The following is a 14,979-nucleotide window of genomic DNA, read 5'->3' as shown; positions in this document are numbered from 1 at the left end:
GCGCGTCGAACAGTATGGTGATGGCGCGATCGGCAGCATCTTATCCCCGCCAATCGGATCGGGTGTAAAGCGGCTGCCGGGGCGGCTGGCCGGATTTCTGCAAGACGCAAGCGTCATAGACCGCCGATGGGTCGCGGCCCTGGATGAAGTCGGAGGAAACCGACAGGCTGAGCTTCGCGCCAACGTTGCCGCCCGAGCCCGCGCCGACAGCAACCATCCCGCGCGGCGCGGCCGCCAGGCGGGCGCGCTGGAAACATTCCCGCTCGGCCCGCTCGACCGACATGGGGCCGCAGGCGGCCAGCAGCGCGGCCGCCGCGAGCGCGATATGGGGCGCGATCCGCATCAATAGACCCGCGCCTTCGGCGCAATCTTTTTCAGGTCGATCCCGCCCTCGGATTCTCTCGTGAGCGGATCGAGATGCACGGGCCGGGTGGTCAGCGTCACCTTCGCACCTTCGACCATCGCCAGCGAATGGACGCGCCATGTCTTGTCGTCGCGGTTGGGATAATCCTCGTGCGCGTGCGCGCCGCGGCTTTCCTTGCGGGCCTCCGCCGCGACAATGGTTGCCAGCGCGTTGGGCATCAGGTTCGTGAGTTCCAGCGTCTCCATCAGGTCGCTGTTCCACACCATCGACCTGTCGGTGACCTTCAGGTCATCCATCTTGGCGGCGACCCTGGTCATCTTCTCGACGCCCTCGGCGAGCGTCTTGTCGGTGCGGAAGACGGCGGCATCGGCCTGCATGGTTTTCTGCATCTCCAGCCGCAGGTCGGCGGTCGGCACCGCGCCCTTGGCATGGCGCAGCCCGTCGAAGCGCGCGAGCGCCCGGTCGACCTCGGCCTTGTTCAACGCCACATTGGCCGCGCCCGGCTTGACGATCTGACCGGCGCGAATTGCCGCCGCGCGGCCAAAGACCACGAGGTCAATGAGGCTGTTCGACCCCAACCGGTTCGCGCCGTGAACGCTGGCGCAGCCTGCCTCGCCCACCGCCATCAGGCCGGGGAAGACATTGTCCGGATTGCCGGGCTGCGGGTTCAGCACCTCGCCCCAATAGTTCGTGGGAATGCCGCCCATGTTGTAATGGACGGTGGGCAGGACCGGAATCGGCTCTTTCGTCACATCGACCCCGGCGAAGATCTTCGCCGATTCCGAAATGCCCGGCAGGCGTTCGTGCAAGGTCTCGGGCGGCAGGTGGTTGAGGTGCAGGTGGATATGGTCCTTGCCCTCGCCCACGCCGCGGCCCTCGCGGATCTCGATCGTCATGCAGCGGCTGACCACGTCACGGCTGGCAAGGTCCTTGTAGGTCGGCGCATAGCGTTCCATGAAACGCTCGCCCTCGGAGTTGGTCAGATACCCGCCCTCGCCGCGCGCACCCTCGGTGATCAGGCAGCCCGAGCCATAGATGCCGGTCGGGTGGAACTGCACGAATTCCATGTCCTGAAGCGGCAGCCCCGCCCGCGCCACCATGCCGCCGCCGTCGCCGGTGCAGGTATGGGCCGAGGTCGCGGAGAAATACGCCCGGCCGTAACCGCCCGTTGCCAGCACCACCATCTTGGCATTGAAGACATGGATCGTGCCGTCGTCGAGCTTCCAGCAGACGACCCCGGTGCAGGCGCCGTCGGTGATGATCAGGTCCAGCGCGAAATATTCGATGAAGAATTCCGCGTTGTTCTTCAGCGACTGCCCATAAAGCGTATGCAGGATCGCATGGCCCGTGCGGTCGGCGGCGGCACAGGTGCGTTGCACCGGCGGGCCTTCGCCGAATTCGGTCGTATGGCCGCCGAAGGGGCGCTGGTAGATCTTGCCCTCCTCGGTTCGGCTGAAGGGCACGCCGTAATGTTCCAGCTCGTAGACCGCCTTCGGCGCCTCGCGGGCCAGATATTCCATTGCATCCGTGTCGCCCAGCCAGTCCGACCCTTTCACCGTGTCGTACATGTGCCATTGCCAGCTGTCCGGCCCCATGTTGCCGAGCGACGCGGCGATGCCGCCCTGCGCAGCCACGGTATGGGACCGCGTCGGAAAGACCTTGGTCACGCAGGCGGTGCGCAGGCCCTGTTCGGCCATGCCCAGCGTGGCGCGCAACCCCGCGCCGCCCGCGCCCACGACCACAACGTCATATTCATGCGTCTCGTACGGATAAGCGGTCATGGTCAGCCTTTCAGAGCGCGATGCGGGCGAGTGCGAAAAGCCCGGTCGCGGTGATCAGATAGGAAAGCGATATGGCGGCAATGACCAGCGCCTTGCGGGTCGAGCCGCGCGCGTAATCCTCGATCATCATCGTGGCGCCCTTGGCGAAATGCCGCATCGAGACGAAGAGGACGAGCCCGGTCAGGATCGCCACATGCGGCCGGGCGAAGAACTCCACCACGCCCGCATGATCGCGGCCGAAGGCGCGGCCAAGGGCGATGACGAAGACGGGAACGAGGAAGGCGAGTGCGGCACCCGAGGCCTGCATGTACCAGTGATGCTCGGTCCCGGTGTGGGAGGCGCCCTTGCCCTCGGCGCGCTTGCGGTCGGTCAGATAACGCATGGCCGCCCCTTTCAGATGAAGAAGAAGGTGAGGATCGTCAGGACGACCGATCCGATGACGCAGCCCCAGCCGAGCTTTTCGGCGGTCTTAATCTCGAGCCCGCGGCCCGCGTCGAACCACAGGTGCCGGAGGCCGGCGAGGTAATGGTACCAGACCGCCCAGAGCGAGCCGGTGAGGATGATCTTGCCGATCCAGCTGTGCAGAAGCCCGTCGACGAAAGCGAAATAGGCGGGACTCGTCGCGGCGGCGAGCAGCCACCAGACCATGAGGATCGCGCCGACGATCATGCCATTGCCGGTGATCCGCGTCAGGATCGAGCTGATCGCGGTCATCTGCGGCCGGTAGATCTGCAGATGCGGCGACAGGGGCCTTACCACACGCTTGGTTTCCGCCATTCTCTCCTCCACCGCTCGGACCGGACCTTCCGCCCGGAGATCACTAGGCCCTGATTACCCGATTTCACGCGCAAGTCACGCTGCAATTGCAGCAAATGCGGATTGAAGGGTTTCCGTTAGGGCTAAATGTCGCCCTTGTGATCACGCACTTTTTTCAAGTGATCACAAATCGGCTTCCTAAACAGACGCCAGCGCCCAATAATCGAGGTCAAGCAGAACCGACGGATCGTACTTCCCGTCCTCGCCTTTCAGCGCGAATGGAGACGCGCCGTCCCTGAAGGCGACCAGGCGCAGACGCAGCGCCCCCACCCCCGGTGCTGCCGTCTCGGCCTTGTCCAGCACCTCCGACCAGGCGCGCACCGTGTCGCCCGCGAAACAGGGGTTGGCGTGGCTGCCGCCGTTCAGCGCCACGATCATCTGGGCATTCGCCAGCCCGTTGAAGCTGAGCGTGCGGGCAAGCGAGATCACATGGCCGCCATAGATCAGCCGCTTGCCATCCTCGCGCTGGGTCCGGTCGAAATGGACTTTCGCGGTGTTCTGCCAGAGGCGGGTGGCGAGCATATGTTCCGCCTCTTCGACCGTCACGCCATCGACATGGTCGATCTTCTCGCCGATCTGATAGTCGCCGAAACGGTGCGCCTCGCCCGCCAGCGTGAAATCGTAACGGCGGAAATCGAGCCCCTCGGGCACGACCAGCGACGCAGGGTCCACGACCTTTGCCAGATCGGGCACATGCGGGAAGGGCGCGGGCGCGGCGCGGTCGCGCTTTCGGACCATCACCCAGCGGACATATTCCAGAACCACGGCGCCCGACTGGTTCAGCCCGCGTGTCCTGACCCAGACGACGCCCGAGGCGCCGTTCGAATTTTCCTTCAGCCCGATGACCTCGCTTTCCGACCGGATCGTATCGCCCGGCCAGACCGGGGCGAGCCAGCGGCCCTCGGCATAACCGAGGTTGGCTATGGCGTTGAGCGAAATGTCGGGCACCGTCTTGCCGAAAACGGTATGGAAGGCGATCAGATCGTCCATCGGCGCGGCGGGCAGGCCGCAGGCGCGCGCGAATTCGTCCGACGAATAAAGCGCGTGACGGGCGGGATAGAGCGCGTGATAGAGCGCCCTTTCGCCGCCCGACAGGGTCCGGGGCACCGCATGGGCGATCACCTCGCCCAGACGGTAATCCTCGAAGAAACGCCCCGGATTGGTCTTCATGTTTCCTCCGAAAGTCAGCCGAACGGCGGATAGCCGAGCCAGGTGTGGATATAGCCGATCAGGCCGAACAGGACCGCCGCGACAGCGACATAGATCAGGTCGTTGCGCATCGGTCCGGCCTTAGGCGGCGTCCAGTCGGGCACCTGCCGGTTGATGAGGATGAGGTCGATCACCGCCCAGGCCAAGAGCCCGCCGAAGAGCACGACCGAGGCGAGGTCGCCGTTCACCAGAAGGTGGGCGATGGCCCAGATCTTCACCGCCGTCAGCATCGGGTGGCGGATCTTCGTGCGCAGCTTGCCGGGCACATAGCCAAGCTCCACAAGGAACACGGCAAAGACCATCATCAGGTTGTTCACATGGCGGAGGAACGCGGGCGGCGACCAGAGGTCGACGACGGGTGCCGCGCGAAAGCCCATCACCATCAGGACGATGGCAAGGATCGACAGCACCGTGATGACAAGCTTGCCGGGCATCTCGCCCATCGCCGCGCGGGCGCCGGGCGCCACGCGTTTCATCAGATGCGAGACATACCAGAGCGCGAGGCCGAGAATCAGCAGGGACATGGGTTCCTCCGAATGTGAATCGCCTTCACACTATCCATCGCTCATAGCCCCGCAAGGGCCTCTGCCTTGGCGAGTGTCCGCCCTGCCGCCACCACATGAAGCTTCTCGACGATCTTGCCGTCGACGACCGCGACGCCCTTCCGTGCTTTCTCGGCTTCGGCATAGGCGGCAATCTGGCGGCGCGCGAGGTCGATCTCGGCCTCGGATGGTGCGAAAATCTCGTTGGCAATGGCGATCTGGGCGGGATGGATCAGGGTCTTGCCGTCAAACCCCATGTCGCGGCCCTGATCGCATTCGCGCCTCAGCCCCTCGTCATCCTTGAAGGCATTGTAGACCCCGTCGATCACGATGCGGCCATAGGCCTTGCCCGCGAGCAGACACATGGAAATCGCGGTCAGAAGCGGCTCGCGATCCGGCCGGTAGCGCGCGCCGATATCCTTGGCGAGGTCGTTCGTGCCGACGACGAAGCCCTGAATGCGCGGGTGCGCCGCGATATTGGCGGCATGCCAGGCGACGACCGCGGTTTCCATCATCGCCCACAAGGGCACATCCGGCATCAGCACCGCGACCGCCTCGACATGTTCGGGGCGCGAGACCTTGGGGATCAGGATCGCGTCGCAGTTCACCTCTGCCATGGCAAGGCAGTCGTCGCGGCCCCAGGCCGTGTCGAGCGCATTGACCCGGACGATCCGCGCCCGCCGCCCGTAATCCACCGTGCGCAGTTTTTCGGCCACCATCGCCCGGGCGGCAGGCTTTTCCTCGGGCGCCACCGCATCTTCCAGATCGAAGATGATCGCGTCGCAGGCCAGTGTCGCCGCCTTGTCGAGCGCGCGTTCGTTGGCGCCCGGAATATAGAGGACCGAACGATAGGGGCGCGGCGCATCGGCTGCGGCGGGGTTCGCGGCGGGCTGGGGCGGAATCATCAAGGCTCCTCGCAATATTCTTTCGCCAAGGACCATAATCTTGGACGATTTGGCAAGCCCGGATTTGCCGCAGTGCAGAATTTTTGGCGGCCGCAGCGCAGCGATCCGCCGGGGAAAGTCCATGCGCACCGGGCGTTAACCGATTTTTCCTGCCTCGGGCGCAGGCTTTGTCCATCACCGGAGCCTGACCGCTCCCCCGACCCGGACAGATGCCATGCAAGCCAAGCTTTTCGCCCTTTCCCTCGGCTTCGGCGGGCTCATCCTCGCCACCGACCGCGCCCTTGGCCAACAGGCGCCGCAATGCGGCGCCCGCGAAACGGTTATCGCCCAGTTGGCGGACCGCTTCGGCGAAAGCCTGCAAAGCTTCGGGCTTGCCGCCAATTCCGCGGTGATCGAGACCTACGCCTCGGTCGAGACCGGCAGCTGGACGATCCTCGTCACGCTTGCCGATGGCCGCACCTGCCTTCTGGCCTCGGGTCAGAACTTCGAGCGGATCGACGCGCCCGCCACCCCTGCGGGCAGCCCGGCCTAGCGAAAGGCGCCACCAAGCCCGTCGAAGATCAGCTTGACCGAGATGAGCGCCAGTGCCGCCGTCACCAGCCGGAAGAAGATCACGTCCGGCACGATCCTGACCAGCCGCACGCCTGCGAAAACCGCAAGTGCGGCCGGGATCGCAAGTACAGCGGCCACCTTCAGATTGCCGGGGTTGAACTGGCCGAGCGCCCAGTAGGGGATGAGCTTGATCAGGTTGAGATAGGTGAAAAAGACTGTGTTGGTGCCCGCGAACAAGGCTTTCGGCAGGCGAAGCGGCAGGACATAGACCTGAAAGGGCGGCGCGCCCGCATGGGCGACGAAACTGGTGAACCCCGTCACCGCGCCCCAGAAGACACCACGCGGCGCATCCGCCCGCCGCGCCTCGGCCACCCTGCGGGCAAGGATGAGCCTGAGCGCGAAGGAAAGCCCGATCACCCCCACCGCGCCGGTCACCGCCCAGTCGGGCACGCGCGCCGCCGTCAGCCAGCCCAGCACGACGCCAAGCGTCGCCCCCACCGCCATGATCATGACCACCCGGCGGTCGAACTGGTGGCGATAGGAATAAAGCCCGAACATGTCCGAGACCACGAAGACCGGCGCCAGCAGCGCCGTCGCCGTCACCGGCGGGATCGCCAGCGCCATGACCGGCACGGCAAGCATGCCGACGATCGGCAGGCCGCCCTTGCCCATGCCGACGAGAATCGCCGCAAGTGTCGCGAGCATCCAGAACAGCGGATCGGCGGGCATGATCCCTCCCCCTTGCCGCCGCTAGCGCTATCGCAACTCCTGCCTATGCGAAAGAGCCCTCAACTGCCGTCGCCGCACTGCAGCGGGCTTGCGTGACGAAAGCGAACGCTTTAGTCCTGCCCGCGACATTTCCCTATAGGCACTCAGGCGGAGGACATCATGGCCAGAGCGAAGATCGCGCTTATCGGCGCGGGTCAGATCGGCGGCACGCTCGCCCATCTCGCAGCGATCAAGGAGCTGGGGGACATTGTCCTCTTCGACATCGCGGAAGGCACGCCGCAGGGCAAGGCGCTCGACATCGCGCAATCCGGCCCGGTCGAGAAGTTCGACGCGACCCTCAAGGGTGTCAATGATTATGCGGGGATCGCGGGTGCCGACGTCTGCATCGTGACCGCCGGCGTGCCGCGCAAGCCCGGCATGAGCCGCGACGACCTGCTCGGCATCAACCTGAAAGTGATGAAAGCAGTGGGTGAAGGCATCAAGGCCCATGCGCCGAATGCCTTCGTCATCTGCATCACCAACCCGCTCGATGCGATGGTCTGGGCACTGCGCGAGTTTTCCGGTCTGCCGCATCACAAGGTCGTCGGCATGGCGGGCGTGCTTGATTCGGGCCGCTTCCGCCATTTCCTGTCGGAAGAATTCGGCGTCTCGATGCGCGATGTCACCGCCTTTGTCCTCGGCGGCCATGGCGACACGATGGTGCCCTTGACCCGCTATTCGACGGTCGCGGGCATACCGCTGCCGGACCTCGTGAAGATGGGCTGGACCACGCAGGACAAGCTCGACGCCATCGTCCAGCGCACCCGCGACGGCGGGGCCGAGATCGTGGGCCTTCTGAAGACAGGTTCTGCCTTCTACGCGCCCGCCGCCTCGGCAATCGAGATGGCGGAAGCCTATCTGAAGGATCAAAAGCGCCTTCTGCCCTGCGCGGCCTATGTGAAGGGCGCCTTCGGCCTTGACGGGCTTTACGTCGGCGTCCCGGTCGTGCTCGGCGCGGGCGGGGTCGAGCGGGTGGTGAACATCACCATGACCGCCGACGAACAGGCGATGTTCGACAAGTCGGTCGACGCGGTCAAAGGCCTCGTGGCCGCCTGCAAGGCGATCGACCCGACGCTGGCCTGAGTGCATCCAATGCTGTCGGGTCAGCCAAGCCGGCAACCCGACAGCTGCGGGACAAAGCCGTCAGGCAGACTGTCCGGCCCGCGCGAGCCTTTGGCGCACTGACCTTTGAAGCCGTCTCACAACCTTCATGTGGTAGGTCGGCAGGATCATATCCGCCGTCTGCGGCGATATCCTGTCACCGGCGCATGTCTGCGCCAAGGCGTGCCCATCGCGGATGAACAACAGAACATTCTGCTGGAACCACGGCAGAATGCGCTCATCCCGCCGGAACCGCGCGCGGATGGGATCGTAGGTGCCATAGCCCGCATCCTCGAACTTCTTGGCCCAGTAGGACTGCCATTGTTCGTTTTTATGCCCCTTGCCGCCCTGCCCCTTGACCGCGGCCGAGAACAGAACAACGTCCGACAGGCGGCACAGATCCGTCACAAAACTGTCGGCCCGCGCCGGGTCGAGATGCTCTGCAACTTCGATGCTGATGGCCAGATCGAACCGGCGGTTCAGGGCCAGTTCCTGCTCAAGGTCATGCAGGACGTAGCAATCCCTCGGCGCAATGGTCATTTCGTCCTGAAGCCATAGCCCTTCGACACCGGTAATCTCGCAGCCCTGTTCCTTGAGCGCGGCGAGCAACAGGCCGATGCCGCAGCCGACATCGACGACCGTGGTCGGCGCGACGATCCGCATCACCTCGCTGGCGAGAGCTGCGTTGGAATAGGCCCGCGCTTCCATTTCCTCATGGTGCGAGCGGTGCATCTGTTCGTAGACGGCTTGGGATTGGGGGTCTTCCACTGCTTTGCCTGCCTTGTCTGCCGATGTTTGCGGGTCCGGTGCCTTGGGTTCATCGAGCGACAGCATCGCTCTCGAGTAATGCCGAAACAATATGTCGGGGTAGGCCACGGCAGGCGCGATCATCTGCTGGAGCCGGTCGAGTTCTGCCCCCGTCGCCGATTGCCATCGCAATATGGAACGGTCTTCGGCATCATTGGTGTTCATGGCTCTGAAGTAGCGGTCATCGTAGCGCACCGCGGCGGTATTGGCCAAACCAATCCTCCCGCGCGCGGCCTTCATCGCAAAGAGCGGTTCGGTGCGCACAGCATAGTGATTGATCTGCGCGAGCTTCCAGCTGCCAGTCCCTGCAGCGATCTTGCCGCGCTTGACGCCTGCACGCCAACGCGAGAGCGACGGATCGTTTGCATGAAAGGGCTCGCCGTCCGGACGCAGGAACATGCCGCCGTCCGCCCAGAATTCCGGTTTCATGATCGGCTTGTGCTGAAAGAACTCTTGGAAATATCTCTGCTCGAAACGAAAGAGCGTCTTGACGTTCTGCTGGCTGGAACCGGGTCCGCTGCAGCGCGTGAAGTCAGGCGAGACACAGCGCCCACGGAAGAGATCTTGCCCCGACGTGCCGAAAAGACGCCAGCTGATACATATACCTTGATGCGGGGCGCATCGCTCGATCAGGTCCTGCACGCGACCTTGACCGGCATGGATGTTGAGATATTCGTCCGCGTCCAGCCAGATGACCCAATCGCCATCGGAAAAGAAACCGAGGTCCAGCGCCATGGCGGCGACCTTCTCCGCGATTGGAACGGCGGCGGCGGCCTCGTGGCTGACGTGCTTGACGACCCCTGCCGCGTCGAGCGCATCGAGAATCTCGCGGGTTCCGTCCGTACAGTCATTGGAAAAGATCAGGAACTTATCGAAACCGATCGCTCGATGGTAGGCAAGCCATTCCAGAACGAATGGCCCTTCATCGCGCATGGTCGCCAGAATTGCATTACTCATAGCCTACCCTGCTTACCTTGTGCGACGACCAGCTTACATCTCAGCCTATAGCAGCGCCGTCGGTTGTTTCAACCGGCCCTGGCGCGCCCGCGCGACATCCTTGCGACGCAATCATCGAGCCTGCCTTGCGGCAAGCCTCGGGTTGGGACAAAGAGGTTCCCGCTCCGGAACCAAAGCCTCGACCGGTACGGCAGAAGAGAGCGACATGAAAAACCCGACGACGCACACGCTTTCGCCCTACCACACTCCCGGTTTCTACGACGAAGCGCTGGCGCGGGGCCGTGACTGCGACATCGTCGTCGGTCGGTGGGGCAAGACCGGGCGCTTACAACTCGCGATCCTCAGGCGCGAGGAGCCGGAGTCGCGCTTCTCCTTGCTTCCGCATTACGGCCATAGTTCGGCTGTAATTCAATCAAATGGAGAGTTCGCAAATGAAGAAAGGCATCTTTGGAGGCATCAATTTGCGCGATCTTGTCGAGACTTTGAAAATCGCGGTCCTCAAGCCGTTCATCTACCTCTTCGCGATAATCTTCATCGGCCTTCCGATGCTGCCCATTGCAATCTACAAGGCCGTCAAGGCACGGACTGCGGTCAAGCAACGCATCCTGCGGCCCAAGCTCAGCGACCCGCGCTACAGCCATCGGATCACCACCCGGGTCGTTCATCGGGTCGCGCAAGATGAGTGTATGGCCGAGGTCGCGCGGCAGGTAACAACGGCCTACGAGCAAAGCGACTGGCGCGGCCTCGCTCGCATGATCGAAGGCTGGGATCGGACGCGTGCTCATGCGCCACACGGCAACCGACTTGCCCATGTCGCGCTCGAAGGCCTGGGCGAGCTCGCCGGGAACGATCCGGAAGTCATCAAGGAGATCGATGCCGCGCTCCATATCGCCCCGCAGGCCTACGGGCTCGCGGCGATGGCGGCCCACCTGCATATGCAAATGGGCTGGGCCTATCGCGGGACCGACTGGGCAAGGAACGTTGACGCCTTGCAGTGGGCAGGCATGCACAAAAGCTTCAATCGCGCGCGGAAGATACTCAGCGCCTATGAACCGACCGAATACGACAGCCCGCTGCTCGCCTCTCTTCCCGCCGGGGCGCTGGCCGGCGCGGACAATGCTGCGCAAGCGGTAGTGCCGATCTTCCGCAAGTGGGTCGATCTCGATCCCGGGGATGAGGCTGCCTATTCTTCCGCCGCCAATTTCCTGATGCCGCGCTGGTGCGGCAGCCACGCGGCGCACGAGGCCGAGGCGCAGCGGGCCGCCTCGCTCTATGGCCCCGCGTCCTACGCCCTGTTCTACCTTGGCAGCCTCCGTTGCGAACCGCTGCTGCTTGGCCACATCGATACAGCACTCTTCGCCCGTGGGGTCATGGCGCTGGTGGAGCGGGCCGAGAACTGCCCCGCCTATAGCGCCTGGCTCGTGCAAGAGATCTATCCGGTCGCCAACACCTCCTTCGGCACGCCGGAAAAGCGCGCGGCGCTGCACATGCTTGTCTGCGACCTGATGCGCAACCACATGAACGCGATCGTGCCGGACTACTGGCAGGGAGGCGAGGCAGTCGCCCTGTGGTTCCTGTCCGAGGCGGTCGCCGACGATATCGACGCCGGTGCCCATTTCCGCTTCGGCGAGAAGGGGATCGAAGCCTATTGGGCCGCCGAGCCCGAGCCAACCCTTGCGTGAGCGGCCACGGTCAGCCTAAGACCGGCCGTCCAGCCCGCCGGGGTCACTCTTGCCCGAATCGATTTCGCCCTACCACGCCCCCGGCTTCTATGACGACGCGCTGGCGCGGGGCCGTCACCGCGACATCGTCGGCGGAAGGTGGGACGAAACCGGGCGGCTGCAACTGGCGATCCTGAGGCGCGAGGGGCTGGAACCGCGCCACCGCCTGCTCGACATCGGCTGCGGCAGCCTCAGGCTCGGGGTCCGCGCCGTTCCCTTCCTTGACCCCGGCCAGTACTGGGGCACCGATCTGTCGGGCGCCTTGATGCGACGTGGCCATGAGGCGGAGCTGAAGGCGAAAGAGCGGCTGCCCATTGGCCAGCTTGTCGAGGATGGAGATTTCGCCTTCCCGGGCATCCCCGATACCATCGACTATGCCATCGCCTTTGCCGTCTTCACCCATCTGCCGGATCGGATGCTGGCCCGTGGCCTCGCCCGAATTCGCACCGCTTTCCCGGCGCTTGACCGGCTGCTCTTCACTGTCTTTCTCGCGCCCGAGACCGGCGCCGAGCACCCCCACCGCCAGCCTGACGGGGTCGTCACCCACCCCGACCGCGCCCCCTGGCATCTGCCCGCGGCGACCGTCGAGGCCCATGCGCGCGCGGCCGGTTTCACCCTGACCCGCCTGCCTGACCGGTTGCCGCGCGGGCAGGTCCTCTTCCGCGCCCTGCCGCGCTGACGGCGCCGCGGTCTTGACACCGATGGCCACACCACGCCTCATCCGCCCGACCAACGGAGCCTGCGATGACCACTCAATTCGACGCCGAACTCGAAGACCGCCTGACCCGCTATTGCGCGATAGACAGCCAGAGCGACGATGAAAGCGCGACCTCGCCCTCGACCGCGATCCAGCTCGACATGGCGCGCCTTCTGGAACGCGAACTGACCGGGATCGGTGCGCAGGATGTGCGGATCACCGATTATGGCGCGGTGCTCGCCACCATCCCCGGCACATTGCCCGGCCCGACGATCGGCCTTCTCGCCCATGTCGACACCGCCCCGCAATTCAACGCGACCGGTGTGAAGCCGCGTGTGATCCGCCGCTACAACGGCGGCGCCATCACCTTCCCCGACAATCCCGAACTGGTCCTGTCGCCCGAGACCTCGCCCCATCTCGCCGACAAGGTCGGCGAGGACATTGTCACCGCCTCGGGCACCACGCTTCTCGGCGCCGATGACAAGGCGGGGGTCGCGGTGATCATGACCGCCGCGCGCCATCTTCTGGCGAACCCCGGCGCCCCCCGCCCGACCCTGCGCATCGCCTTCACGCCCGACGAGGAGATCGGCCGGGGCGTCGACGCGCGCCTGCCCGCCGACCTCGGCGCCGACTTCGCCTATACGTTCGACGGCGGCAAGGCTGGCGAGATCGAATATGAAAGCTTCTCGGCCGACGGCGCGACCGTCACGATCACCGGTGTCTCGATCCACCCCGGCCTTGCCAAGGGCAAGATGGTGAATGCGGTCCATCTGGCGGCAAAGATCGTCCAGACCCTGCCGCAGGCGACGATGACGCCCGAGGTGACGGACGGGATCGAGGGTTTCATCCATGCCACCAGCATGACCGGCGGGTCGTCCGAGATGGTGCTGAAATTCATCCTGCGCGATTTCGAGCGTGAAGGCCTCGCCGCGAAGGGCGAGCTTCTCCGTCAGGTCTGCGCCGCCGTGCAGGCGGGCGAACCGCGCGCGAGGATCGAGGTCGAGATCAAGCCCCAGTACCGCAACATGCGCTATTGGCTGGAGAAGGACATGACGCCCGTCGATCTTGCCCGCGACGCCTGCCGCGATCTGGGGATCGAGCCTGTTTCCGTCCCGATCCGCGGCGGCACCGACGGCTCGCGCCTGACCGAGATGGGCGTGCCCTGCCCCAACCTCTTCACCGGCATGCAGGAGATACACGGCCCGCTCGAATGGATTTCGGTGCAGGACATGGCGCTGGCCACGCAACTTTGCCTGGGGCTTGTCGCCCGGGCAGCCGGCAGGACGGGCTGAAAGCGCGGCCTCGTCGAGCACTTCGTGCACTCCTCGTCGACCGACGAGACACGAAATGTCCGAGGAGGCGGGCCTCGGGTCGGGAATACCCGACCTATCGACCGGTTGATCCCAGCGACCGCCCGCGCGACTATCGCCCTGAAAAGGAGATCAACATGCGCCCCGCACGCCAAGTGGCCCTCTGGGCCGCCCTCGCAGTTTCCGCTGCAACCACCAGCCCTGCCCTTGCCGATCTGTCCCTGTCACAGGAAATCGGCGCGAACGGGCTCGCCGCGACCGAGGCACGGCTCGCGGCCCTTGCTGCGCCGACACCCGAAGAGACATTCGCGCTCGCCGGGGTCCGGTTCCTGCATGTCGTGGAGGTCGCGCTGCAGGCCCAGCTGCGCGAGGGGATCTACGATGCCTCCGGCGTCATCCCCTTTGCCCGCCTCGCGCCTCAAGCGCCGCACCGCGACGGGCCGATGCGCCCCGAGGCGATGGCCGATCTTCTGAAAGCCGCCAATACCGGGCTCGATGCGGCACGGGAACCACTGGACAGCCTGCCGCCCGGCGCGGATTTCGGACTGGAAATCTCGCTCGGCGATCTCTGGTTCGACGTGAACGCCGACGGCAAACGCGCGCCCGAGGAAAGCCTCTACGAGATCCTCGGCCCCGAACTTCTCGGCTGGCGCTGGTCGGAGCGTGACCCGGCGGCACCCATCCCCACCGTGCGGTTCGACGCGGCCGATGCGCACTGGCTGCGGGCCTACACCCACCTTCTCGGCGGCGTCACCGATGTGATCCTCGCCTACGACCCGACCGATGGCTACCGGCGCGTTCTGGAAAGCCACGCCGCCTTCGAAAGCCTCAGCCCCCTGCCGCCGCCCGACCCGGAGAGTTACGATTTCCTGACCGGCTTCGGTGCGACGGTTGACAGCGTGGCACCGCTCTTCTGGGCCTTGCGGCAGGACCCCGACCGCGAAAGGCTTCTCGCGGCTCACGACCATTTCCTCGCGATGATCGCCGACAACCGCCAGTTCTGGCAGGCTGTGGCGCTGGAAACCGACGATGACCGGGAATGGCTGCCGAACGACCGGCAGAAAGCGGCCCTCGGGATCGAGCTGCCGCAAGGCACGGGCGCGCGCTGGCTTGCCGTGCTTGCCGATGCCGAGGCGCTTCTCAAAGGTGAGAAGCTCGTGCCCTACTGGCGGCTTGGGCCAGAGGCCGGGGTGAATATCGGCAAGCTTTTCACCGATCCACGCCCCTTCGATCCGGTCGGCTGGATCCAGGGCGCCGATGCCCTGCCCTATCTGGAGAAAGGACCGCTCGTCAGCGGCGACAGCTGGACCGGCTTCGAGCGGATGCTGAGCGGCGACAGCCTGATGATGGCGCTTTATCTGAACTGATTTCCGGCCCGTCGCGTCGCCGCCAGCCTTATGTGATCACACTTTTTTATCGTGTGATCACATAAGGCGTTTTTTCGCCCCG

Annotated in this window: 15 protein-coding genes; 6 read left to right on the top strand and 9 right to left on the bottom strand. The window is 65.0% G+C overall.

The window, feature by feature from the left end:
- Window positions 1–40: 40 nt before the first annotated feature.
- The 7 genes from P0645_RS00610 to P0645_RS00580 form a co-directional block, all read right to left on the bottom strand.
- Window positions 41–343 carry a hypothetical protein gene (locus P0645_RS00610; protein ID WP_284162607.1) on the bottom strand — a complete coding sequence of 101 codons (303 nt, stop codon included), beginning with the start codon at window positions 341–343 and terminating at the stop codon, window positions 41–43.
- Window positions 343–2,145 carry a succinate dehydrogenase flavoprotein subunit gene (sdhA, locus tag P0645_RS00605; protein ID WP_284162606.1) on the bottom strand — a complete coding sequence of 601 codons (1,803 nt, stop codon included), beginning with the start codon at window positions 2,143–2,145 and terminating at the stop codon, window positions 343–345. Before sdhA ends, P0645_RS00610 begins: the two co-directional genes overlap by 1 nt.
- A gap of 10 nt (window positions 2,146–2,155) precedes the next feature.
- Window positions 2,156–2,527, bottom strand: a complete 372-nt coding sequence (sdhD, locus tag P0645_RS00600) for a succinate dehydrogenase, hydrophobic membrane anchor protein (protein ID WP_284162605.1) — start codon at window positions 2,525–2,527, stop codon at window positions 2,156–2,158.
- A gap of 11 nt (window positions 2,528–2,538) precedes the next feature.
- Window positions 2,539–2,922, bottom strand: a complete 384-nt coding sequence (gene sdhC, locus P0645_RS00595) for a succinate dehydrogenase, cytochrome b556 subunit (protein ID WP_284162604.1) — start codon at window positions 2,920–2,922, stop codon at window positions 2,539–2,541.
- Window positions 2,923–3,099: 177 nt separating this feature from the next.
- A complete protein-coding gene (locus tag P0645_RS00590; protein WP_284162603.1) occupies window positions 3,100–4,131 on the bottom strand; it encodes a MaoC family dehydratase in 1,032 nt (343 codons plus the stop codon).
- Window positions 4,132–4,145: 14 nt separating this feature from the next.
- Window positions 4,146–4,694: an NnrU family protein gene (locus tag P0645_RS00585; RefSeq protein WP_284162602.1), complete on the bottom strand. Its 549-nt coding sequence runs from the start codon at window positions 4,692–4,694 to the stop codon at window positions 4,146–4,148.
- Between the two features lie 41 nt (window positions 4,695–4,735).
- Entirely contained in the window at window positions 4,736–5,617 is an 882-nt protein-coding gene (locus P0645_RS00580) for an HpcH/HpaI aldolase/citrate lyase family protein (RefSeq protein WP_284162601.1), read from the bottom strand.
- A gap of 214 nt (window positions 5,618–5,831) precedes the next feature.
- Here P0645_RS00580 and P0645_RS00575 point away from each other — a divergent pair, with 214 nt between their 5' ends.
- Entirely contained in the window at window positions 5,832–6,149 is a 318-nt protein-coding gene (locus P0645_RS00575; protein ID WP_284162600.1) for a hypothetical protein, read from the top strand.
- On the opposite strand, the gene P0645_RS00570 is transcribed toward P0645_RS00575, so the two are convergent.
- Window positions 6,146–6,898 carry a sulfite exporter TauE/SafE family protein gene (locus tag P0645_RS00570; RefSeq protein ID WP_284162599.1) on the bottom strand — a complete coding sequence of 251 codons (753 nt, stop codon included), beginning with the start codon at window positions 6,896–6,898 and terminating at the stop codon, window positions 6,146–6,148. The genes P0645_RS00575 and P0645_RS00570 overlap by 4 nt on opposite strands.
- Window positions 6,899–7,057: 159 nt before the next feature.
- Here P0645_RS00570 and mdh point away from each other — a divergent pair, with 159 nt between their 5' ends.
- Window positions 7,058–8,020 (top strand): malate dehydrogenase, encoded by a 963-nt coding sequence (mdh, locus tag P0645_RS00565; protein WP_284162596.1) that lies wholly within the window; start codon window positions 7,058–7,060, stop codon window positions 8,018–8,020.
- Between the two features lie 60 nt (window positions 8,021–8,080).
- On the opposite strand, the gene P0645_RS00560 is transcribed toward mdh, so the two are convergent.
- Window positions 8,081–9,802 carry a methyltransferase domain-containing protein gene (locus P0645_RS00560; RefSeq protein WP_284162595.1) on the bottom strand — a complete coding sequence of 574 codons (1,722 nt, stop codon included), beginning with the start codon at window positions 9,800–9,802 and terminating at the stop codon, window positions 8,081–8,083.
- A gap of 431 nt (window positions 9,803–10,233) precedes the next feature.
- Here P0645_RS00560 and P0645_RS00555 point away from each other — a divergent pair, with 431 nt between their 5' ends.
- The 4 genes from P0645_RS00555 (at window position 10,234) to P0645_RS00540 (ending at window position 14,897) form a co-directional block, all read left to right on the top strand.
- On the top strand, window positions 10,234–11,484 hold the full coding sequence (locus P0645_RS00555) for a hypothetical protein (RefSeq protein WP_284162594.1): 1,251 nt from the start codon (window positions 10,234–10,236) through the stop codon (window positions 11,482–11,484).
- Between the two features lie 49 nt (window positions 11,485–11,533).
- Entirely contained in the window at window positions 11,534–12,202 is a 669-nt protein-coding gene (locus P0645_RS00550) for a class I SAM-dependent methyltransferase (protein WP_284162593.1), read from the top strand.
- 65 nt (window positions 12,203–12,267) lie between these two features.
- A complete protein-coding gene (pepT, locus tag P0645_RS00545; protein WP_284162592.1) occupies window positions 12,268–13,512 on the top strand; it encodes a peptidase T in 1,245 nt (414 codons plus the stop codon).
- 155 nt (window positions 13,513–13,667) lie between these two features.
- Window positions 13,668–14,897 (top strand): hypothetical protein, encoded by a 1,230-nt coding sequence (locus P0645_RS00540; protein WP_284162591.1) that lies wholly within the window; start codon window positions 13,668–13,670, stop codon window positions 14,895–14,897.
- The last annotated feature ends 82 nt before the right edge of the window (window positions 14,898–14,979 follow it).

This window comes from Frigidibacter sp. SD6-1, assembly GCF_030143255.1.
In the GTDB taxonomy this organism is placed as follows: Bacteria; Pseudomonadota; Alphaproteobacteria; order Rhodobacterales; family Rhodobacteraceae; genus TMP-24.
Note: the sequence above shows the minus strand (reverse complement) of the source record. Positions and strands in the feature narration are given on the sequence as shown.

What these genes read in the sequence shown, in the direction of transcription:
- P0645_RS00610 (WP_284162607.1), bottom strand. Translation starts at nt 343, where the DNA reads ATGCGGATCGCGCCCCATATCGCGCTCGCGGCGGCCGCGCTGCTGGCC.
- sdhA (WP_284162606.1), bottom strand. Translation starts at nt 2,145, where the DNA reads ATGACCGCTTATCCGTACGAGACGCATGAATATGACGTTGTGGTCGTG.
- sdhD (WP_284162605.1), bottom strand. Translation starts at nt 2,527, where the DNA reads ATGCGTTATCTGACCGACCGCAAGCGCGCCGAGGGCAAGGGCGCCTCC.
- sdhC (WP_284162604.1), bottom strand. Translation starts at nt 2,922, where the DNA reads ATGGCGGAAACCAAGCGTGTGGTAAGGCCCCTGTCGCCGCATCTGCAG.
- P0645_RS00590 (WP_284162603.1), bottom strand. Translation starts at nt 4,131, where the DNA reads ATGAAGACCAATCCGGGGCGTTTCTTCGAGGATTACCGTCTGGGCGAG.
- P0645_RS00585 (WP_284162602.1), bottom strand. Translation starts at nt 4,694, where the DNA reads ATGTCCCTGCTGATTCTCGGCCTCGCGCTCTGGTATGTCTCGCATCTG.
- P0645_RS00580 (WP_284162601.1), bottom strand. Translation starts at nt 5,617, where the DNA reads ATGATTCCGCCCCAGCCCGCCGCGAACCCCGCCGCAGCCGATGCGCCG.
- P0645_RS00575 (WP_284162600.1), top strand. Translation starts at nt 5,832, where the DNA reads ATGCAAGCCAAGCTTTTCGCCCTTTCCCTCGGCTTCGGCGGGCTCATC.
- P0645_RS00570 (WP_284162599.1), bottom strand. Translation starts at nt 6,898, where the DNA reads ATGCCCGCCGATCCGCTGTTCTGGATGCTCGCGACACTTGCGGCGATT.
- mdh (WP_284162596.1), top strand. Translation starts at nt 7,058, where the DNA reads ATGGCCAGAGCGAAGATCGCGCTTATCGGCGCGGGTCAGATCGGCGGC.
- P0645_RS00560 (WP_284162595.1), bottom strand. Translation starts at nt 9,802, where the DNA reads ATGAGTAATGCAATTCTGGCGACCATGCGCGATGAAGGGCCATTCGTT.
- P0645_RS00555 (WP_284162594.1), top strand. Translation starts at nt 10,234, where the DNA reads ATGAAGAAAGGCATCTTTGGAGGCATCAATTTGCGCGATCTTGTCGAG.
- pepT (WP_284162592.1), top strand. Translation starts at nt 12,268, where the DNA reads ATGACCACTCAATTCGACGCCGAACTCGAAGACCGCCTGACCCGCTAT.
- P0645_RS00540 (WP_284162591.1), top strand. Translation starts at nt 13,668, where the DNA reads ATGCGCCCCGCACGCCAAGTGGCCCTCTGGGCCGCCCTCGCAGTTTCC.